Consider the following 19,062-nt stretch of genomic DNA (forward strand, 5'->3'; position numbering starts at 1 on the left):
TCCAGACTAACCCTCCGCGGACGAGCCTGCCGGAGGAACCCTTAGGGTTTCGGTGCATGGGATTCTCACCCATGTTTTCGCTACTCAAGCCGACATTCTCACTTCTATGCAGTCCACGCCCGCTCACGCTAACGCTTCGCCCCACATAGAACGCTCCCCTACCATAAATCCGCAGCTTCGGTACAACACTTAGCCCCGTTCATTTTCGGCGCAGGATCCCTCGACCAGTGAGCTATTACGCACTCCTTTGAGGATGGCTGCTTCTAGGCAAACCTCCTGGTTGTCTATGGAATCCCACCTCCTTTATCACTTAGTGTTGATTTGGGGACCTTAGCTGGCGGTCTGGGCTGTTTCCCTCTTGACCATGGAGCTTATCCCCCACAGTCTGACTGCCTGACTACACACAGGGTATTCAGAGTTCATCTCGATTTGGTACCGCTCTCGCAGCCCGCACCGAAATGGTGGCTTTACCCCCCTGCTGGAGCATCAGACGCTACGCCTCAACGTATTTCGGGGAGAACCAGCTAGCTCCGGGTTCGATTGGCATTTCACCCCTAACCACAGCTCATCCGCTGACTTTTCAACGTCAGTCGGTTCGGACCTCCACTTGGTATCACCCAAGCTTCATCCTGGCCATGGTTAGATCACCCGGGTTCGGGTCTATAAACACTGACAAGCGCCCTATTCAGACTCGCTTTCGCTATGGCTCCACCATTTCCGGTTTAACCCGCCAGTGCCTATAAGTCGCCGGCTCATTCTTCAACAGGCACACGGTCACCCTATGAGTAGGGCTCCCATTGCTTGTAGGCTCACGGTTTCATGTTCTATTTCACTCCCCTCCCGGGGTTCTTTTCACCTTTCCCTCGCGGTACTGTTTCGCTATCGGTCACACAGTAGTACTTAGCCTTACGAGGTGGTCCTCGCGGATTCACACGGAATTTCACGTGCTCCGTGCTACTCGGGATACAGCTAGCTCAGTTCAGTTTTCGGTTACGGGGCTTTCACCCTCTGTGGCGTGTCATTCAAACACTTCTCCTAACATCCCTGATACACGTTGCTGTCCCACAACCCCGATACTCGAAAGTATCGGTTTAGGCTCTTCCCCGTTCGCTCGCCGCTACTTAGGGAGTCGTTTTTACTTTCCTTTCCTCCAGCTACTAAGATGTTTCAGTTCGCTGGGTTGGCTCGCGCCAGCCTATGGATTCAGCTGGCCGTACTAGGGGTTGCCCCATTCGGAAATTCCCGGATCAAAGCGTGCTTCCAGCTCCCCGAGACTTATCGCAGGTAACCACGTCCTTCATCGCCTCTGTGTGCCAAGGTATCCGCCGTGAGCCCTTTGTAGCTTGACCAATTAATCTCCTGAACGCTTACCGCCGTTGAAAGCAGATTCTCAAGTTTTAATCATCAACTTTCGCTGATTCCTAAAACAAGATCTAACTCTGATTCGCTCGACACGAATCAAAGAACGCTCAAGAGTCTCGGCTCTTGCTCAAAAGAATTTTCATTGTTCTAGATCCAATCTCCCTTTCAGAAGATCAGATTCAAAACAATGCATCTGTAAGATGCTTTGTTTTTTCCAGACTTACCTATGCAGTTGTCAAGGTTCTGCCAGAACTTCAAATCCAATGACCAATTGCTTGATCACTGAAATCGAGCCCAGCATCTTATCAACCAAATTCAATTAAGTAAACTAACTTACTTCGATTTGGAATGACAGGAAGCTGGGGTCATCCAGCGGACACATCTAAATCACACTTCACAATCGAGTGGTTCTCCATCTTTCAATGCAAAACCGGAGATTGAGTTCGGTCAGTGGAGGTTAGGAGACTCGAACTCCTGACATCCTGCTTGCAAAGCAGGCGCTCTACCAACTGAGCTAAACCCCCAACACCGAATGGGCCATCCTGGACTTGAACCAGGGACCTCACCCTTATCAGGGGTGCGCTCTAACCACCTGAGCTAATGGCCCAGGAAAACTCAACCCTTGTGGGGTGTGACCTAGACAAAGTTTAGGAACTGATCATCTCCACAACACGCATCAACATCTCTGTTAACTCTGTTGCTTCAACGCTGAGGTACCGATCGACCTAAGGTGACAGGATTTCGGCCTAAGAATAAAAGTACTCAGGCATCAAAATCATTGTGTTGTCTCCCTGTTAGGAGGTGATCCATCCGCACCTTCCGGTACGGATACCTTGTTACGACTTCACCCCAGTCATCAGCCCCACCTTCGACGTCCTCCTCCCGAGGGTTGGAGTAACGGCTTCGGGCGTGGCCAACTTCCATGGTGTGACGGGCGGTGTGTACAAGGCCCGGGAACGTATTCACCGCAGTATGCTGACCTGCGATTACTAGCGATTCCTCCTTCACGTAGGCGAGTTGCAGCCTACGATCTGAACTGAGCCACGGTTTATGGGATTTGCTTGTCCTCGCGAACTTGCTGCCCTTTGTCCGTAGCATTGTAGTACGTGTGTAGCCCAGGATGTAAGGGGCATGATGACTTGACGTCATCCACACCTTCCTCCGGTTTATCACCGGCGGTCTCTCTAGAGTGCCCAACTAAATGCTGGCAACTAAAGACGTGGGTTGCGCTCGTGCGGGACTTAACCCAACATCTCACGACACGAGCTGACGACAGCCATGCACCACCTGTCACTGCGTTCCCGAAGGCACTCTCTCGTTTCCAAGAGATTCGCAGGATGTCAAACCCTGGTAAGGTTCTTCGCGTGCATCGAATTAAACCACATACTCCACCGCTTGTGCGGGCCCCCGTCAATTCCTTTGAGTTTCACACTTGCGTGCGTACTCCCCAGGCGGAACACTTAACGCGTTGGCTACGACACCGAGGGGGTCGATTCCCCCGACACCTAGTGTTCATCGTTTACGGCCAGGACTACAGGGGTATCTAATCCCTTTCGCTCCCCTGGCTTTCGTCCATGAGCGTCAGTGATGGCCCAGCAGAGCGCCTTCGCCACTGGTGTTCTTCCCGATATCTACGCATTTCACCGCTACACCGGGAATTCCCTCTGCCCCTACCACACTCAAGCCCAACAGTTTCCACTGCCATGATGGAGTTAAGCTCCACTCTTTAACAGCAGACTTGAAGGGCCGCCTGCGGACGCTTTACGCCCAATAATTCCGGATAACGCTTGCCACTCCCGTATTACCGCGGCTGCTGGCACGGAATTAGCCGTGGCTTATTCATCAAGTACCGTCAGATCTTCTTCCTTGATAAAAGAGGTTTACAGCCCAGAGGCCTTCATCCCTCACGCGGCGTTGCTCCGTCAGGCTTTCGCCCATTGCGGAAAATTCCCCACTGCTGCCTCCCGTAGGAGTCTGGGCCGTGTCTCAGTCCCAGTGTGGCTGATCATCCTCTCAGACCAGCTACTGATCGATGCCTTGGTAGGCCTTTACCCCACCAACTAGCTAATCAGACGCGAGCTCATCCTCAGGCGAAATTCATTTCACCTCGCGGCATATGGGGTATTAGCGGTCGTTTCCAACCGTTATCCCCCTCCTGAGGGCAGATTCTCACGCGTTACTCACCCGTCCGCCACTAACCCGAAGGTTCGTTCGACTTGCATGTGTTAAGCACGCCGCCAGCGTTCATCCTGAGCCAGGATCAAACTCTCCGTTGTAGATCAAGTCCTCTTGATAATCTTCATCATCTCAACTTGATTTGCGTCACCCATTACTCAGTAAAACCAGTAACAGTTGAAGCCTCCTTCCCGCTGACACAGAAAGGGTTCTTAAGAGTGCACATCTAGATTTCTCTATCTATGACTTTCCAGGATCTCAGATCCGGTTGTTGCTCCACATTGCGCACACCGGCAACAGAAAGGATCGTGAAAACCTTCCCGTTGCAAGCACAATGCTTCGACGCAACGAAATTTTTTGACGGGACCTCACACCTTCATCGCTTCTTCATTTAGTCCCTCACCTCACCTTGCGGCTCGGTTCAGAACCAAACGCGATGAAAGCGTCAGTTCCTAAACTTTTCAATTGTCCAGGTGCGATCAACTCCCTAACCCCTTCCTTTCAGAAGAGTGGTAACTGATCAACGCGGCCTCTCGCGACCGCTTGAAGAACTTACAACACCGTGGGATCGCTCCCTCTTTGTCTTGTAAGTGAACCAAGACACCTCAAGGCTTTCGCCCCTCAGGCTTCGGTCTTGCGCCCTCACCTCTCGGCTCCTGCGCAAGACAAAACCATAACACTCCTCACACCTAAGGCGCAACCACAGACCATCCAACGCATCTGCAGAGTTGCTTCCACTGGCGAAATCCATTGCCACACCTAGCTTCTGAACAGAGGAGACCATGTGGATGGCAGGGGGTTTCACGGAACAGAGTCAGCGCTTTCGCCCCAGTTCCAAGGAAGAGCATGTGGTGCAAAAGGCTGAAGAGCACTTCGAGCGCACCCTGATCACCATTCGTGGAGAGCTCGCCGGCAGCGTGGCTGCCCTGGAACATCCCAGCGATGACGAAGCCCTGAACTACGGCGAGATCTTTCTCAGGGACAACGTTCCCGTGATGATCTATCTGCTGCTGAAGCGACGGTTTTCGATCGTCCGGCAGTTCCTGACGGTGTGCCTGGATCTTCAGAGCACGAGCGTGCAAACCCGCGGCGTCTTCCCCACCAGCTTCGTGGAGGAAAACGAGGAACTGGTGGCCGACTACGGGCAGCGTTCAATCGGACGGATCACCTCCGTGGACGCAAGCCTCTGGTGGCCGATTCTCTGCTGGATTTACGTCAAACGCAGCGGTGACACGGAGTTCGGCCGCAGTGCAGAAGTGCAACGGGGTCTGCAACTGCTCCTGGACCTGGTGCTCCACCCCAGCTTTGAAGGCACGCCGGTGCTGTTCGTCCCCGACTGCGCCTTCATGATTGATCGCCCCATGGACGTGTGGGGCGCACCGCTCGAGGTGGAGGTGTTGCTGTTTGCAGCCCTACGCAGCTCCATTGAGCTGATGGAGCTCTGCCAGCGCCACGAAAGCAGTGTGCTTCTTGAAGAACGGCTGCGCCTGAGCCGTCGCTGGATGCATGACCTGCGTCAGTACCTGCTGAAGCACTACTGGGTCACCAGCAAAACCATGCAGGTGCTCAGACGACGACCCACCGAGCAGTACGGCGACAACCAGTACCAGAACGAATTCAACGTTCAACCCCAGGTGATCCCTGACTGGCTCCAGGACTGGCTGGACAACCGAGGTGGATATCTGATCGGCAACATGCGCACCGGTCGACCGGACTTTCGTTTTTACAGCCTCGGCAATTCACTCGCCTGTCTGTTCGGGTTGCTGACGGCACCGCAGCAACGTGCCCTGTTCCGCCTGGTGCAACACAATCGCCAACATCTGATGGCACAGATGCCGATGCGCATCTGTCACCCCCCCATGGAGGGGGTGGAATGGGAGAACAAAACTGGATCAGACCCCAAGAACTGGCCCTGGAGCTATCACAACGGTGGCCACTGGCCCAGCCTGCTCTGGTATTTCGGAGGATCGATCCTTCTGCACGAGCGCATCCATCCCCATGCGGACATGCTGCTGATGACGCAGATGAAAACGTTGGTGGAGGAGTGCTACTGGAGCCAACTCAACCAACTTCCTCGTCAGCAATGGGCCGAATACTTCGATGGGCCCACGGGAACCTGGGTTGGGCAGCAATCACGCACCTACCAAACCTGGACCATCGTTGGTTTCCTGCTGCTGCATCACTTCCTCAGGGTTGAACCTAACGACGTGTTGATGCTGCACCTCGATGCCGGTTTGAGCTGAGCAACAAAAAACCCCGACTCCAAAGGAGCCGGGGTCCAACAAAACATCAAGTCTTGAATCAGAACAGGCCGAGAGTCAGTGACTTGTCAATCGGGAGAGCAGCACCAATTCCGAGGTAGATGGTGGTGACGGTTCCGAACAGGAACACAGTCATCGCGACAGGACGACGGAAAGGGTTCTGAAACTTGTTGAAGCTCTCAATGAAGGGAACAAGCATCAGGCCCAGGGGGACAAGGGTCTGGAGAGCGATGCCCAGCAGTTTGTTAGGAACGACCCGAAGGATCTGGAACACGGGGTAGAGGTACCACTCAGGAAGAATTTCCAGAGGAGTGGCGAAGGGATCAGCCTTGTCAGCCAGCATCGCGGGGTCAAGAACCGCAAGACCAACAATGCAGGCGATGGTTCCGAGGATGACGACCGGGAAGATGTAGAGAAGGTCGTTGGGCCAGGCAGGTTCTCCGTAGTAGTTGTGCCCCATGCCCTTGGCGAGCTTGGCGCGCATCTTGGGATCGGAGAGGTCAGGCTTCTTGAGAATGTGCATCGGTGAATCCAGGTGTTTAGTTAACGGTAGGAACGCAGATCACAAGGGACCAGAAATGCCCTGCTTCCGAATCATCAGGAAGTGCATGAGCATGAATACGGCGAGCAGCCATGGCATCACAAAGGTGTGGAGGCTGTAGAAGCGAGTGAGTGTGGACTGACCGACACTTTCGCCACCGCGGAGCAGCTCCACCATGAAGTCACCCACAACTGGGATGGCTGCTGGGACGCCGGAAACAATCTTGACGGCCCAATAACCAACCTGGTCCCAGGGCAGGGAGTAACCGGTGACACCGAAGGAAACTGTGATCACGGCCATGGTCACGCCGGTGACCCAGGTGAGCTCACGGGGACGCTTGAAACCACCGGTGAGGTAGACCCGGAACACGTGAAGAATCAGCATCAGCACCATCATCGATGCGCTCCAGCGATGCACCGAACGAATCAACCAGCCGAAGCTGACGTCGGTCATCAGGTACTGAACAGAGGAATAGGCCTCTGCAACAGTCGGCTTGTAGTAGAAGGTCATCGCGAACCCAGTCGCGAACTGAATCAGGAAGCAAACCAGGGTGATGCCGCCCAGGCAATAAAAGATGTTGACGTGGGGCGGCACGTATTTCGTGCTGATGTCATCAGCAATGTCCTGGATTTCCAGACGTTCCTGGAACCAGTCGTAAACAGGGGATGAGTTCGCCATGCACAAGCGGGCTCGGGTTGCGAAAGTCTACGCAGCACGCTTCTTCCAAGGAGCCGACCCGACCGTGATGTATCCAACTGTTAACGATCCCTCAGAGTGGCTGCGGCACAGGCGTTCTCACTGGGTCAAGTCCCTTTGTGTCCTGATCCTCGGACTGTTTTTGACGCTTGCTGGCCCCTGTTCGGCCACAGCGCTGAGCGATACCCAACAGTTGGTGGTGGACAGCTGGCGGCTGGTGAATCAGGGATATCTCGATCCCGAACACCTCGATTCCGTGCGCTGGCGACGTCAGCGCCAGAAGGCTCTGGAAAAAAGCATCGTCAGCAGCGAAGACGCTTACAGCGCCATCGACGGGATGCTCTCAGCTCTCGATGATCCCTACACCCGTCTGCTGCGCCCAGACGATTACTCCGCACTGAAGGACAGCACCAGCGGCAACCTCAGCGGCGTCGGCTTGCAGCTTGGCCCCTCCGAACAGTCCGATCGGGTGGTGGTGATCTCTGCCCTCGATGGATCCCCCGCCTCGGATGCCGAGCTCATGACCGGCACGTCGATTCTCGCTGTGGATGGCACATCTGTGACGGATCTGGGGCTAGAGGGCACAGCTGCTGCTCTTCGAGGTGACGTGGGAACGCAAGTGGTGCTGAGCATCGAAGCGGCCGATGGCTCTGCCGATGAGGTCACCCTGGAGCGACGCAGCGTTGACCTGCGACCGGTTCGAACGCGGCGACTGCGCAGCGATGACCACACCCTCGGCTATCTGCGCATCACGCAATTCACCGATGGGGTTCCTGAACAGGTGCAACAGGCGCTGGAGGAACTTCAGGACAAAAACATCGAAGGTTTAGTGCTGGACCTGCGCAACAACTCTGGGGGTCTGGTGAGTTCCGGTCTCGCAGTTGCCGATGACTTCCTCGCCAGCGGCACCATCGTGGAAACCCGCAACCGCGATGGCATCGATGACGCCATCAACGCCAACCCCTCAACCCTTTATGACGGCCCCATGCTGACTCTGGTGAATGGGGGTACGGCAAGCGCCAGCGAAATCCTGGCGGGAGCACTGCAGGACAACGAACGCTCCACGCTGCTGGGCCACCAAACCTTCGGCAAAGGGCTGATCCAGACCCTGACCAATCTCAGTGATGGCAGCGGTCTTGCGGTCACAGTGGCCGGCTATGTCACCCCCAGCGGACACGACATCCAGGGCGAAGGGATTGCACCGGACAGGCAGCTCTCCGATCCAGAACCCCTGGCACCCGGTGGTGATGGAGACCGTTGGATCAGCGAAGCCGAGCAGTGGATGGAAGCCCTGCTGGAGCAATCGCCGGATCCCGCTGCCGAATGAGTCAGCGGACGTACCACGACCCTCTCCACCGAGGCATCCAGCTGGATAGCCATCGGCCCGGCGAGGCCATGGTGATGGCCCTGGTCGAAACAGCACCCTTTCAGCGTCTGCGCAGGGTTCGGCAACTGGGGCCAGCATTTCTGACCTTTCACGGCGCTGAATCAAGCCGGTTCACCCATTCACTCGGCGTGTTCCATCTGGCCAGGCAGGCCTTTGAGCGTCTGTTGAAGCTCAGCCCGGATCTCGAACCTCATCGGCCACTGCTGTACGCCGCCGCTCTCCTCCACGACATCGGCCATGGCCCCCTCAGCCACACCGGCGAGGAGATGTTTGGGCTGCATCACGAAAGCTGGTCAGCCCGGATCGCGCAAAACCATCCCCAGATTCAGGCCTGCCTTGATCAAGAGGATCAGGGCACGGCACAGGCCGTTGCGGCACTTCTGGAACATGGCCAGGCGCCCCACCCCGTGGTGAAGCGGCTGGTGAGCAGCCAGTTGGACTGTGACCGGCTGGATTATCTGCTCAGAGACAGCTACAGCACAGGCACCCGTTACGGCCAGTTGGATCTGGAGCGCATCATGGCGGGGCTGACCTTGTCCCCCGACGGGGATCTGGCCATTCATCCAAAGGGCCTGATGGCCGTTGAGCACTACCTGGTGGTGCGCAACCTGATGTACCGCAGCGTGTACAACCATCGCCTGAACGTGGTGTGCAACTGGTTGCTGGAACGGCTTGTGCGCCTGGCCAGGCAGCTGGGTCCTGCCCTCGTCTGGGCTGATGGCGTGATGCAGCGCTGGCTCTGGAACGCCGAAGAACTCGACCTCGACAGTTTTCTGGCCAACGACGACGTCCGCACCGGGTATCACCTGCAGCGCTGGCAGGAGGAGGGACCACCAGCGCTGGCCAGTCTCTGCCGCCGCTTTCGCGAGCGGGATCTGCTCAAAGCCACAGCCGTGACGCAACTCACCCGGGAGGAGCAGCTGCAGGCCCTGGCAGTTGCCGGTCGGCTGGCCGAGCAACGGGGAATCGATCCCTCCCTGAGCTGCGGACTGCGTCATCAGGAATTGAGGGGCTATCACCCCTATCGAGGGGGACTCAGGCTGTGGGACGGCGAGCAGATGCAAGCTCTGGAAGAGGCTTCACCCCTGGTGGCCAGTCTGGCCACCCCCGCCGCCACCTCCTGGCTGATTCACCCCAGGGAGATCCAGAAGGAGCTGAGGAGAACGATGGACGTTGAATGGGGCTCTTCCTTGACATCCGATCGGTGAAGACGCTGCACCTGCCGGATCAACGGCTTCAGCACTGGCGAGATGCTTTGCCAGACCTGCTGAACACCTGCCCTGTGGGCAGGCTTGATCTTCACTGCGGAGACTGGTCGCTGACCTGCAGTGACCTCAGAGATCTGCAACGGATCCTGGAAGACTCCGGTCGGCAGATCCATCGGCTGGAGGTCACGGTCGCCGAAACGGTGGTGAGTGCAGCGGCAATCGGACTGGATGGTCGACTGTGTGAAGCGGGGTCTTCCGATGAGGACAAGCCATCGCCTCCTCCGGGAAGCCTGACGGTTCATCAGGGCACCCTCCGCTCCGGAGACCACCTGCAGAGTGATGGCAGTCTTCTTGTGGTTGGAGACGTCAACCCCGGCGCTCGAATCAGCGCGGCCGGGGACGTGTTGGTATGGGGACGGCTGCGGGGGGTCGCCCATGCCGGCAGGGACGGTGCGACCTCAACGCGGATCGTGTCGCTGCATCTGCGGCCGCTGCAACTGCGCATCGCTGATGTGGTCGCGCGCGGGCCGGAGGACCAACCCATTGCTGGCATGGCGGAGCAGGCGCGTCTGGTGGATGGCGAGATCGTGATCGAACCAGCCCAGCCCCAGGCCCTGGCTCGGTCCTGATCAGGTTGTCACCTGCAACACGCTGCCTATCGTGATCAGACCTTTGTGATGACCTCGTGTCGACGACGCGAACAATCCTGATCTGCTCGGGCAAGGGCGGCGTCGGCAAGACCACCACCACAGCCAATCTCGGCATCGCTCTGGCCCGCCGGGGCGCCAGCACCGTGGTGCTGGATGCTGATTTCGGTCTGCGCAACCTCGATCTTCTCCTCGGCTTGGAGAACCGCATCGTTTACACAGCCCAGGAGGTTTTGGCGGAGACCTGCCGGCTGGAGCAGGCCTTGGTGAAGCACAAACAGGAACCGAATCTGGCGCTGCTTCCAGCCGGGAATCCCCGCATGCTCGAGTGGCTGACCCCCAAGGACATGCAGGCGATTGTTGCGCTGCTGGAGGAGCGCTTTGATTACGTGCTGATCGACTGCCCGGCAGGAATCGAGGATGGCTTCAAGAATGCTGCGGCCGCGGCCAGGGAAGCCGTGGTGGTGACCACACCGGAAGTGGCGGCCGTACGGGATGCCGACCGGGTGATCGGCCTGCTCAACACCCAGGGGGTTTCCCCGGTCCAGCTGGTGTTGAACAGGGTTCGCCCTAAAATGATGTCGACCCAGGAAATGCTGTCCGTGGACGACGTAACGGACATCCTTGCGCTGCCATTGCTCGGCCTGGTATTCGAAGACGAGCAGGTGATCGTGAGCACCAACCGCGGCGAGCCACTCACCCTCGGCCCTGCCAATTCCCCAGCGTCCCAGGCTTACACCAACATCGCCGGCCGCCTGCAGGGTGAAGACATTCCATTGATGGACCCCGCCAAGGCCCGTCAGGGACTGCGCGCCAAGATGCGCAGGCTGATGCAAACCAAGATCTTCTGAACCGATGACCCTGCAAGATCTGATCGACAAACTGCTGGGGCGTCAGCCTGCAAGTGCCGACACGGCCCGTCAGCGCCTGCAGCTTGTGCTCGCCCATGACCGCAGTGATCTCAACCCTGAACTGCTGGATCAGATGCGGCGGGAGATTCTCGAGGTGGTGTCCCGTTATGTGGAGATCGACCTTTCAGAAGGTGATGTCAGTCTCGAAACAGAGGATCGTGTCACCGCTCTGGTCGCCAATCTGCCCATCCGCCGCACCCTCTGACCTGTTGCGGTTCATTCGTTTCAACGGTGTCTGGGGAATGCTTCGGTCATCCGACCTTGATGCATGGTCTCCGACATTCCGCTCACCCCTGCCGAACAGCGGGTGAGCGCTCTTCTTCTCCAGGGCCTCAGCAACCGGGCCATCGCAGAGCGGCTGGTGATCAGCCACCGCACCGTTGAATGCCACATCAGCCGGGCCCTTGCCAAAACCGGTTGTGTCAACCGGCTGGAACTGGCGCTGCGGATGCTTACGATGCCTTCAACGCCGGCTTAGCTCAGCGGTAGAGCAGCGCTTTTGTAAAGCGAAGGTCATCGGTTCAAATCCGTTAGCCGGCTTCAAGGTGGTCATGGCTTGGTCTGGTCCCATTGGCGACCAGACAACAGCCAAAGCGCCAGTGGCAGCACCAGCCAGCCCAGCCATCCGAGGCGGAGAACTGACGTGAGAACGGCTTCAAGGGGCTCCACCAGCCAGTGCAGCAGGCCCAGCAGCAGCAGGATGCACCCAATCAACGTCGTCATCCGCCTTCGGTGATCCCCTGAGGAATCACAGCACCCTGGCGCAGCACGTTCCAGCGTCCTGAGGACGTCCAGCTGATGACGGTGCTGGCCTGCCCCGACGGGGGGAGCCAGGGTTGAGGCCCCAACTGGGGAAGGTTGGGGAAGTAGACCGCAGCCTGCTCCGGAGTCATGGCTGCTGGCTCTCCAGAAGGATTCGCACTGCTGGTAGCCAGGGGACCGGTGCGATGCAGCAGCTCGCGACTCTGACGACAGTTGGGGATACGGAGTCCGAGACAGGTTCCCCCTGGGTTGAGCGCCTCGAGGACCGCCCCATGGGCCGGAACCACCAGGGTCAGGGCTCCAGGCCAATGCCGCTCAGCCATCCAGCGAGCATCGTCGCGACAGGACGGCTGGGCATGGCGCAGCAACACCTCCGCCGTCGCTCCCATAAGAATCAAGGGTTTATCGGCAGGCCTGCGCTTGAGTCGCCAGATGTCACCAGCATGCGGCGGAGCAATGGCGAGCCCTGGCACGGTGTCAGTGGGGATCACCGCCGCACCACCTTGAAGAAGGTGGTCTGCCAGCTCGTGGGAAGCCAGCACCCTTGGTCGATGCCTGCTCATGAGCAAGGGGAGAGCGATCGGCGGGCCAGAGCGAAGCGGTTGACGCCTTCGAGATCTCGGGCCGCACGGATGGAGCTCAAGCCAGCCTGTTTCAACAGGTTGAGCGCTGGCGCACTCTGATCGTGGTGATGCTCGATCAGGATCCACCCTCCCGGAGCCAGAGCACGACAAGCTCCCGCCACAACCTCACGGATCGCCTGCAAACCGTCGATTCCACCGGCTAAGGCCAGATGGGGTTCATGATCACGGACCACAGGATCGAGATTGAGGATCAGGTCGGACGGGATGTAAGGGGGGTTGCAGACCACAAGATCGATGTGTCCCCACCACGGCTCCAGCGGTTCCCACCAACGGCCCTGGTGCAGATGCCACTCCCCCTCGGGAGCCAGAGCCTCAAGATTGGTCCTGGCTAATGCAAGGGCATTGGGGCTGAGATCGACAGCATGGCCCGGGGTCGCCGGCATCGCCCGACTAAGGGCAACGGCGATGGCTCCAGATCCTGTCCCCAGATCGGCCCAACGTTCGATGGACATCCCGGCGATCGTCTCCAGCGCCAGATCCACAAGCACTTCCGTTTCCTGGCGCGGGATCAGGGCTGCGGCCGACACCGCCAGTTCAAGATCGCGCCAGGGACAGCGGCCAACAAGATGCTGCAGGGGAATGGCTTGGTCGAGATGATGCCCCCAGATCTGCTCGAGATCCTTCAGCGAAACCTTTAACTGCACAGTGCGCTGCGGCTCCACCAGCAGGCGCTGGAGAGACGACCATGACAGCCCCCCGGCGAGGTCCAAAAGCCAATCGAAGTCAACACGACGCCCCCCTCGCTGAAGCTGCCGACGTCGCCAACTCAGCAGCGATGCCCCCTCCAGCTGCTGGGCGGTGGTCACGGCCGACAGGGCTTCCAGAGAAATCCAGACTCACACACCACCTGCCCTGCCAATTCCAGCTCGAGCAGATCACTGGCCAGGCGACCAGCCGGCAGCTTGAGGGTCTGTTGAAGCTGCTCGATCGAGGCTCCCGCCCCCAGAGCCTTCACAAGAGCAGGGGCCGTGGCATTGGCCCTGTGGAAAGGCCCAGGGCCGAGATGCTCCACCAGCTCCTTTGGAGACAGTAAGGGCGCAGCCGCGTTCTGCAGAAGCCTGTTGCTGCCACGACTGGACCAGCGCCCCGCATCACCGGGGACAACCCAGACAGGACACTGTTGCTCTGCGGCGAGGCGCGCTGAGATCAAAGCACCGCTGCGATCCGGACACTCCACCACCACCAAAGCGCAGGAAAGACTGACCAACAGGCGGTTCCTGGCAGCAAAGTGACCTCGCTGAACAGACTCCCCAGGCTGGCGCTCGCTCAACAACAAACCGTTGCGAGCGACCTCTTCTTGCAGTGCTTGGTGATGCCGCGGATACACACGATCCAGCGGTGTTCCCAGCACAGCGACGGGAACGCCATCAGCCGCCAGACAACCGCGGTGAGCCGCCGCATCGATCCCCTCCGCCAGACCACTGACCACTGGCCAGCCGGCTCCAGCCAGAACACTGCCGAGATGTTCTGCCATGCGGAGGCCATGGTCCGAGGCAGCACGGGTTCCGACCACGGCCACAGCGCGGCGCTGACCCAGCCAAGCAAGAACATCCGCACGACCCTGCTGATGGAGCACCAGTGGGGGCCGATCCAGCTTGTTCAAACCCTGGGGCCAGATCTGATCCAGGGGGGTCAGAACATTGCTCGGGATCTTGAGCTGGGGGCTGCTGCCGTGCAGCCGCCGGTAACGCTCAACCTTGTCGAGCAGTGGATCAGGCCAGGACAGCACCTGAGCGAGGCGTTCCCTGGACCATGCCCAGCAGTCATCGAGGCCCACACCATGCTCAACGGCAGCGACCTGCAGCGCAGCCATCCGCGAAGACCCGATGCCCGGGCATCCACTCCAAGCCCACCACCATCCGCGCATCCATGAACTAATACAGATGTATCACTCTAATGTGTTAGAGGGTCCTCCCTGGAGTGCGGACAGAGCGGGGCGGACAGCCTCCGGAGGCTGTCGAAGCAGCCGCCCACGACCCAGGATCACCAGCTCCACCCGTGCCTCAGCCATGACCAGCCCATCGAGCAAAAAACAGCTCCGCCAGGGCCAGCGCACCCCTGATTGAGACCCACAGTGACTCTCGAGCACAATTTGGTCGCCATGACGGATGGACCGGCGGTATTCCAGGTTCATTGCCACGACAGGCATTTCCACTCCCATGGTCGCCATCGCTGAATAACTCAATCCAGCAGCAGCCAGCGCTTCAACTCGCGCCTCCTCCAGCCAGGCCACATAGGCCCCGTGCCACATCACCCCGGCATGGTCGGTGTGCTGGGGCAACACCCGCTTGCACAGCCTCCAGGGTTGGGGCGTAACGCTGTCCGTCAGCTTGTCCTGCACTCGGAATCCTGCCCATAGGCTTTCGATCAGGTTGCCGCAACAGCGTGTTCAAAAAACTCCTGATCGCCGATTCCGGCAAAGGGCATGTGGAGGAAATGATTCGGATGCTGCAGGACATCCCCTCCATGCGCAGCGCCGCTATGGCACTGCTGCACGTGATCCCTGAACAGAGCAAAGCCGGGGCCGATAGCCATCGCATCGATGCTGAAGAACTACTGGACAGCGCCATCAATCGGATGGGACTTGAGCGCAGTCGCGTTACACCACTGGTGAGAGAGGGAGACACAAAGCAGACCGTGCTCAAGGTGGCTGAAGAGCAGAACTGCGACCTGATCGTGATGGGCTCACGGGGGCTTGGACGTCTCCAGTCGATCCTGGCCAACAGTGCCAGCCAGTACGTCTTCCAGCTCTCCACCCGACCGATGCTGCTGGTGCGTGACGACCTTTACGTAAGGCACGTCAACCGCGTGATGGTGACCATCGATGGCACGGGTGTGGGAGACGACGCCCTGCGCAGCGCCTGCGAACTGGTGCAGCAGATTCCAGGCGGCACCCTCACGGGTGTTCACGTCATCTCTCAGGAGACAGCTCCAAGCCGTGGCGGCCTCAGCAAAGCCGACGAACTTCTTCAAGCAGCGGCACAACGGGCCCGCAGCTTCGGGGTGGAACTGAAATGCCTCACCGTTCAGGGCAAAGATATTGGCCGGGCGGTCTGCCAGGCCGCAGAGCAGGCCAATGCTGATCTTCTGGTGATCGCCTCCCAGGACCGTCGGCCCCTTGTGGCTCGGGGTCTTGTCGATCTCGACAAGCTTCTGGGCGGATCAGTCAGTGACTACATCCGCGTGCACGCCCCAGCGCCTGTCTTGCTGGTTCGCGAGCCAGAACGCGGCTGAGATCAACTCTCGCTGCGGTTGGTGCCGATGTAGAGGACGATCAGGAAAATTGCCGGAACCAGGATGAACAGGAGACTGGCGACGAATCCGAGATCGTTGGTTTCCATGGCCGCTGAAGGTGTCCAGGCGAAGGTATCACCGGCCCAAGGCCATCGTCCAAGACGCTTCAGTCCTCGTCATCGGCAGTAGCAGCCTTGGTGTCCTCATCGGATGATTCTTCGGGCTCGTCTTCGGCCTCGGGGGGTGCTGGCCAGGCCAGAGGTCCGGCAGGAAGTGGCGCCTGACGCGCTGCGTTCAAGCGGTTGTCGGCGTCCGGCAGGCGCACCTGGGGGCGGGTCAGGACCATCACCGACGTCTCCACCAAGGCCTGACAGGCAAGGCGCCATTCGGCCGGACGTCGGCGAAGCTTGTTGTCCTCAACGGGCGTACGGGCCGTCAACGCCTTCTTCCCACCTTCATCGACAACGGAAACGAAACACGTAATGCATTGGCCACAGCCACCGCAGTTCCCCAGCTGACCTTTCAATCCGTAAAGCTCGATGCCCTCGCGCAGGGCCACCTCCCGCAGGTTTTCGCCCGGATAACACTCAACATCACGACCTTCACGGATAAAACGGATCACCGGCATGGGAGATGTCGTCAGCAGCGGCCACCACTATGCGACCAAGGGTTGCGTTTTGTGAACAGCTGATCGCGATCATTCGTGTCACCGAGCGTTTCAGCTGAGGCGACCTCCCACCGCTCACAGAGAAGAACCCCTTACGATCGCGAGGTCTGACTGCGTTTACACGCGGTCTTGTCCCCCGAACCTGACCCATGGGATTGCCCTGGTATCGGGTGCACACCGTTGTCATTAATGACCCGGGCCGCCTTCTGGCCGTGCACCTCATGCATACAGCCCTAGTTGCCGGCTGGGCCGGCTCCATGGCGCTGTACGAACTCGCCATTTTTGACCCTTCCGACCCTGTCCTGAACCCCATGTGGCGTCAGGGCATGTTCGTGATGCCATTCATGTCACGTCTGGGCGTGACTGGCAGCTGGGGCGGTTGGAGCATCACCGGTGAAACCGGTGTCGATCCCGGCTTCTGGAGCTTTGAGGGTGTTGCTGCTGCTCACATCGTGTTTTCAGGCCTGCTGATGCTGGCCGCCATCTGGCACTGGACCTACTGGGATCTCGAGATCTGGCAGGACCCCCGCACCGGCGAACCCGCCCTCGATCTCCCCAAGATCTTCGGCATTCACCTTCTGCTGGCTGGTCTCGGCTGCTTCGGTTTCGGAGCGTTCCACCTCACCGGTGTCTTCGGCCCGGGCATGTGGGTCTCAGATCCATACGGTATTACTGGTCACCTCGAGGCTGTTCAACCGTCCTGGGGTCCTGAGGGATTCAATCCTTTCAACCCTGGTGGCATCGTTGCTCACCACATCGCGGCTGGAATCGTCGGCATCATTGCCGGCATCTTCCACATCACCACTCGTCCTCCCGAGCGCCTCTACAAGGCTCTGCGGATGGGCAACATCGAAACAGTGTTGGCCAGCGCCATTGCCGCAGTGTTCTTTGCCGCTTTCATCGTGGCTGGAACCATGTGGTACGGCGCAGCTGCTACGCCTGTTGAGCTGTTTGGTCCGACCCGCTACCAGTGGGATCAGAGCTACTTCAAGACCGAGATCAATCGTCGTGTCCAGACCGCCATGGATGACGGTGCGACGCGTCAGGAGGCTTATGAGTCCATCCCTGAAAAGCTTGCTTTCTACGATTACGTCGGCAACAGCCCTGCTAAGGGTGGTTTGTTCCGTGTTGGCCCGATGGTGAATGGTGATGGTCTGGCCACCTCCTGGGTTGGTCACATCGTCTTCACCGACAGAGAGGGTCGTGAACTTGAGGTTCGCCGCCTGCCCAACTTCTTCGAGAACTTCCCTGTCGTCCTCCAGGACGAGCAAGGCATCGTGCGCGCCGACATTCCCTACCGTCGCGCAGAAGCCAAGTATTCCTTCGAACAGCAGGGAGTCACTGCTGAGGTGTTCGGTGGAGCTCTGGACGGTCAGAGATTCACCGATCCTGCTGACGTTAAGCGTCTGGCTCGTAAGGCTCAGCTTGGAGAGGGCTTTGACTTCGACCGCGAGACCTATGGTTCCGACGGTGTCTTCCGCAGCTCACCCCGCGGCTGGTTCACCTTCGGCCACGCCACCTTTGCGCTCCTCTTCTTCTTCGGTCACATCTGGCACGGTGCTCGCACCCTCTACCGCGATGTGTTTGCCGGTATCGACCCCGATCTCGGCGACCAGGTGGAATTCGGTCTGTTCGCCAAACTTGGCGACAAAACGACCCGCCGTCTGCCCGAGGGCTACGTTCCTCCCGCTGGAACACCCCTCAACTGATCGCCTCTCAGGAGACCCTCGATGGAAAGCTTCGCTTACGTCCTCATCCTTACCCTCGCGATTGCCACTCTGTTTTTTGCAATTGCATTCCGCGATCCTCCGAAAATCGGCAAGTGATCGATCGATTCAAAAACCCCGCCACGGCGGGGTTTTTTGTGACCTTTCCTGGATCCAATTCAACGCACCATCGGCCATCCACAGACGACGTCCACCAAGAGGCAAAAGACAACGCAACACCGCCCTTTTCAACAGTCAGTTCAATGTTTAAAGTTGAGAGAGTTCTTTAACTGTTTCCGGCTTGCAGTGCCCTTCCTACCAAAACACTGACAGCCGGGTGCTCGAATCACGGGCAGCTGATGGCGGCAGAAGTGTGCGCCGGCGACGTGAATGCCTGAACTGTGAGTTTCGGTTCACCACCTACGAACGCGTGGAAACCGTTCCCATCACGGTGATCAAGCGCAATGGAAACCGAGAAATCTTCAGCCGCAGCAAACTTCTGCATGGGCTTAACCGGGCGTGCGAAAAGACAGGCCTGGATGCCTCCCGGCTTGAAACCCTTGTGGAAGAGCTGGAACTCAAGCTCCAACAACGCAGTGGACGCGAAGTCAGCAGCGCTGAAATCGGGGAACTGGTGCTGGTGGAGCTGAAGCAGATGAGCGAAGTTGCCTACATCCGTTTCGCATCCGTTTACCGCCAATTCCAGGGCATCGATGATTTCGTTTCGACCCTGGAAACCATGAACCGCAAAGCCGGGCCGGGGCATCTCGCAGCCGTGGGCTGAGCCCCACTGATCTGTAGGATTCATAGTTCTCCTTGAACCGTCGGCGGGCGGTTCAAGCGAACCACTCGTACTACCCG

20 protein-coding genes, 3 tRNA genes and 2 rRNA genes (1 of these 25 cut by a window edge) are annotated in these 19,062 nt (G+C 58.7%); 12 read left to right on the plus strand and 13 right to left on the minus strand.

The window, feature by feature from the left end; all coding sequences use genetic code 11:
• From TX72_RS09880 to TX72_RS09895, 4 genes are all read right to left on the minus strand, one after another.
• Positions 1-1,349 (minus strand): 23S ribosomal RNA (locus tag TX72_RS09880); it reaches 1,517 nt to the left of the window's first position.
• A 464-nt stretch (positions 1,350-1,813) separates the two neighbouring features.
• Positions 1,814-1,886 (minus strand) — tRNA-Ala (locus tag TX72_RS09885).
• Positions 1,887-1,895: 9 nt separating this feature from the next.
• Positions 1,896-1,969, minus strand: a tRNA-Ile gene (locus TX72_RS09890).
• A gap of 187 nt (positions 1,970-2,156) precedes the next feature.
• A 16S ribosomal RNA gene (locus tag TX72_RS09895) occupies positions 2,157-3,638 on the minus strand.
• The 16S and 23S rRNA genes sit together here with 2 tRNA genes alongside, the layout of an rRNA operon.
• Positions 3,639-4,325: 687 nt before the next feature.
• Between TX72_RS09895 and TX72_RS09900 the strand changes: the two genes are divergently transcribed.
• Entirely contained in the window at positions 4,326-5,780 is a 1,455-nt protein-coding gene (locus TX72_RS09900) for a glycoside hydrolase 100 family protein (protein ID WP_011128823.1), read from the plus strand.
• Between the two features lie 58 nt (positions 5,781-5,838).
• On the opposite strand, the gene petD is transcribed toward TX72_RS09900, so the two are convergent.
• Together petD and petB are read right to left on the minus strand one after the other, a co-directional pair.
• Entirely contained in the window at positions 5,839-6,321 is a 483-nt protein-coding gene (gene petD, locus TX72_RS09905) for a cytochrome b6-f complex subunit IV (RefSeq protein ID WP_011128824.1), read from the minus strand.
• A 39-nt stretch (positions 6,322-6,360) separates the two neighbouring features.
• Positions 6,361-7,017 carry a cytochrome b6 gene (gene petB / locus TX72_RS09910; protein ID WP_011128825.1) on the minus strand — a complete coding sequence of 219 codons (657 nt, stop codon included), beginning with the start codon at positions 7,015-7,017 and terminating at the stop codon, positions 6,361-6,363.
• A 67-nt stretch (positions 7,018-7,084) separates the two neighbouring features.
• Here petB and ctpZ point away from each other — a divergent pair, with 67 nt between their 5' ends.
• The 7 genes from ctpZ to TX72_RS09940 all read left to right on the plus strand — a co-directional run bounded on the left by ctpZ (position 7,085) and on the right by TX72_RS09940 (position 11,728).
• On the plus strand, positions 7,085-8,362 hold the full coding sequence (gene ctpZ / locus TX72_RS09915; protein ID WP_011128826.1) for a carboxyl-terminal processing protease CtpZ: 1,278 nt from the start codon (positions 7,085-7,087) through the stop codon (positions 8,360-8,362).
• The gene (locus TX72_RS09920) at positions 8,359-9,630 is read left to right on the plus strand and encodes an HD domain-containing protein (RefSeq protein WP_011128827.1); all 1,272 of its coding nucleotides are present in this window, start codon (positions 8,359-8,361) and stop codon (positions 9,628-9,630) included. The genes ctpZ and TX72_RS09920 overlap by 4 nt, the downstream gene beginning before the upstream one ends.
• On the plus strand, positions 9,600-10,259 hold the full coding sequence (locus tag TX72_RS09925; RefSeq protein ID WP_011128828.1) for a septum site-determining protein MinC: 660 nt from the start codon (positions 9,600-9,602) through the stop codon (positions 10,257-10,259). The genes TX72_RS09920 and TX72_RS09925 overlap by 31 nt, the downstream gene beginning before the upstream one ends.
• A 56-nt stretch (positions 10,260-10,315) precedes the next feature.
• Entirely contained in the window at positions 10,316-11,128 is an 813-nt protein-coding gene (minD, locus tag TX72_RS09930; RefSeq protein WP_011128829.1) for a septum site-determining protein MinD, read from the plus strand.
• Between the two features lie 4 nt (positions 11,129-11,132).
• Complete coding sequence (minE, locus tag TX72_RS09935) at positions 11,133-11,393, plus strand: cell division topological specificity factor MinE (protein ID WP_011128830.1); 261 nt, start codon at positions 11,133-11,135, stop codon at positions 11,391-11,393.
• Between the two features lie 63 nt (positions 11,394-11,456).
• Positions 11,457-11,666 carry a helix-turn-helix domain-containing protein gene (locus TX72_RS13315; protein WP_011128831.1) on the plus strand — a complete coding sequence of 70 codons (210 nt, stop codon included), beginning with the start codon at positions 11,457-11,459 and terminating at the stop codon, positions 11,664-11,666.
• Positions 11,657-11,728: transfer RNA gene (locus TX72_RS09940), tRNA-Thr, on the plus strand. Before TX72_RS13315 ends, TX72_RS09940 begins: the two co-directional genes overlap by 10 nt.
• A 9-nt stretch (positions 11,729-11,737) precedes the next feature.
• Here the strand turns inward: TX72_RS09940 and TX72_RS14520 are convergent.
• The 5 genes from TX72_RS14520 to TX72_RS09960 all read right to left on the minus strand — a co-directional run bounded on the left by TX72_RS14520 (position 11,738) and on the right by TX72_RS09960 (position 14,935).
• A complete protein-coding gene (locus TX72_RS14520) occupies positions 11,738-11,911 on the minus strand; it encodes a hypothetical protein (protein ID WP_011128832.1) in 174 nt (57 codons plus the stop codon).
• Entirely contained in the window at positions 11,908-12,513 is a 606-nt protein-coding gene (locus tag TX72_RS09945; RefSeq protein ID WP_011128833.1) for an L-threonylcarbamoyladenylate synthase, read from the minus strand. Before TX72_RS09945 ends, TX72_RS14520 begins: the two co-directional genes overlap by 4 nt.
• Positions 12,510-13,400, minus strand: coding sequence for a peptide chain release factor N(5)-glutamine methyltransferase (prmC, locus tag TX72_RS09950; RefSeq protein WP_011128834.1), 891 nt, complete (start codon positions 13,398-13,400; stop codon positions 12,510-12,512). The genes TX72_RS09945 and prmC overlap by 4 nt, the downstream gene beginning before the upstream one ends.
• Complete coding sequence (dprA, locus tag TX72_RS09955; RefSeq protein ID WP_148228811.1) at positions 13,397-14,407, minus strand: DNA-processing protein DprA; 1,011 nt, start codon at positions 14,405-14,407, stop codon at positions 13,397-13,399. Before dprA ends, prmC begins: the two co-directional genes overlap by 4 nt.
• A gap of 75 nt (positions 14,408-14,482) precedes the next feature.
• On the minus strand, positions 14,483-14,935 hold the full coding sequence (locus tag TX72_RS09960; RefSeq protein ID WP_011128836.1) for an acyl-CoA thioesterase: 453 nt from the start codon (positions 14,933-14,935) through the stop codon (positions 14,483-14,485).
• Between the two features lie 44 nt (positions 14,936-14,979).
• Between TX72_RS09960 and TX72_RS09965 the strand changes: the two genes are divergently transcribed.
• Positions 14,980-15,828: a universal stress protein gene (locus TX72_RS09965; protein WP_011128837.1), complete on the plus strand. Its 849-nt coding sequence runs from the start codon at positions 14,980-14,982 to the stop codon at positions 15,826-15,828.
• A 2-nt stretch (positions 15,829-15,830) separates the two neighbouring features.
• Here TX72_RS09965 and psbM read toward each other — a convergent pair whose 3' ends face one another.
• On the minus strand, positions 15,831-15,935 hold the full coding sequence (gene psbM, locus TX72_RS09970; protein WP_011128838.1) for a photosystem II reaction center protein PsbM: 105 nt from the start codon (positions 15,933-15,935) through the stop codon (positions 15,831-15,833).
• A 59-nt stretch (positions 15,936-15,994) separates the two neighbouring features.
• The gene (locus tag TX72_RS09975; protein WP_011128839.1) at positions 15,995-16,456 is read right to left on the minus strand and encodes a 2Fe-2S iron-sulfur cluster-binding protein; all 462 of its coding nucleotides are present in this window, start codon (positions 16,454-16,456) and stop codon (positions 15,995-15,997) included.
• Between the two features lie 188 nt (positions 16,457-16,644).
• On the opposite strand from TX72_RS09975, the gene psbB reads away from it, so the two are divergent.
• From psbB to nrdR, 3 genes are all read left to right on the plus strand, one after another.
• The gene (gene psbB / locus TX72_RS09980; RefSeq protein WP_011128840.1) at positions 16,645-18,204 is read left to right on the plus strand and encodes a photosystem II chlorophyll-binding protein CP47; all 1,560 of its coding nucleotides are present in this window, start codon (positions 16,645-16,647) and stop codon (positions 18,202-18,204) included.
• A 21-nt stretch (positions 18,205-18,225) separates the two neighbouring features.
• The gene (locus TX72_RS09985; protein ID WP_011128841.1) at positions 18,226-18,321 is read left to right on the plus strand and encodes a photosystem II reaction center protein T; all 96 of its coding nucleotides are present in this window, start codon (positions 18,226-18,228) and stop codon (positions 18,319-18,321) included.
• A 181-nt stretch (positions 18,322-18,502) separates the two neighbouring features.
• Entirely contained in the window at positions 18,503-18,985 is a 483-nt protein-coding gene (gene nrdR / locus TX72_RS09990; protein ID WP_011128842.1) for a transcriptional regulator NrdR, read from the plus strand.
• Positions 18,986-19,062 lie beyond the last annotated feature (77 nt).

Origin of the sequence: Parasynechococcus marenigrum WH 8102 (assembly GCF_000195975.1) — a bacterium.
Classification (GTDB): domain Bacteria; phylum Cyanobacteriota; class Cyanobacteriia; order PCC-6307; family Cyanobiaceae; genus Parasynechococcus; species Parasynechococcus marisnigri.

Bases quoted from the DNA above. Each gene is read 5' to 3' on its own strand.
- TX72_RS09925 (WP_011128828.1), top strand. From the start codon at position 9,600: ATGGGGCTCTTCCTTGACATCCGATCGGTGAAGACGCTGCACCTGCCG.
- TX72_RS14520 (WP_011128832.1), bottom strand. From the start codon at position 11,911: ATGACGACGTTGATTGGGTGCATCCTGCTGCTGCTGGGCCTGCTGCAC.
- TX72_RS09985 (WP_011128841.1), top strand. From the start codon at position 18,226: ATGGAAAGCTTCGCTTACGTCCTCATCCTTACCCTCGCGATTGCCACT.
- TX72_RS13315 (WP_011128831.1), top strand. From the start codon at position 11,457: ATGGTCTCCGACATTCCGCTCACCCCTGCCGAACAGCGGGTGAGCGCT.
- petD (WP_011128824.1), bottom strand. From the start codon at position 6,321: ATGCACATTCTCAAGAAGCCTGACCTCTCCGATCCCAAGATGCGCGCC.
- TX72_RS09900 (WP_011128823.1), top strand. From the start codon at position 4,326: ATGGCAGGGGGTTTCACGGAACAGAGTCAGCGCTTTCGCCCCAGTTCC.
- ctpZ (WP_011128826.1), top strand. From the start codon at position 7,085: ATGTATCCAACTGTTAACGATCCCTCAGAGTGGCTGCGGCACAGGCGT.
- dprA (WP_148228811.1), bottom strand. From the start codon at position 14,407: ATGGCTGCGCTGCAGGTCGCTGCCGTTGAGCATGGTGTGGGCCTCGAT.
- psbB (WP_011128840.1), top strand. From the start codon at position 16,645: ATGGGATTGCCCTGGTATCGGGTGCACACCGTTGTCATTAATGACCCG.
- petB (WP_011128825.1), bottom strand. From the start codon at position 7,017: ATGGCGAACTCATCCCCTGTTTACGACTGGTTCCAGGAACGTCTGGAA.
- TX72_RS09975 (WP_011128839.1), bottom strand. From the start codon at position 16,456: ATGCCGGTGATCCGTTTTATCCGTGAAGGTCGTGATGTTGAGTGTTAT.
- psbM (WP_011128838.1), bottom strand. From the start codon at position 15,935: ATGGAAACCAACGATCTCGGATTCGTCGCCAGTCTCCTGTTCATCCTG.
- minE (WP_011128830.1), top strand. From the start codon at position 11,133: ATGACCCTGCAAGATCTGATCGACAAACTGCTGGGGCGTCAGCCTGCA.
- TX72_RS09945 (WP_011128833.1), bottom strand. From the start codon at position 12,513: ATGAGCAGGCATCGACCAAGGGTGCTGGCTTCCCACGAGCTGGCAGAC.
- TX72_RS09920 (WP_011128827.1), top strand. From the start codon at position 8,359: ATGAGTCAGCGGACGTACCACGACCCTCTCCACCGAGGCATCCAGCTG.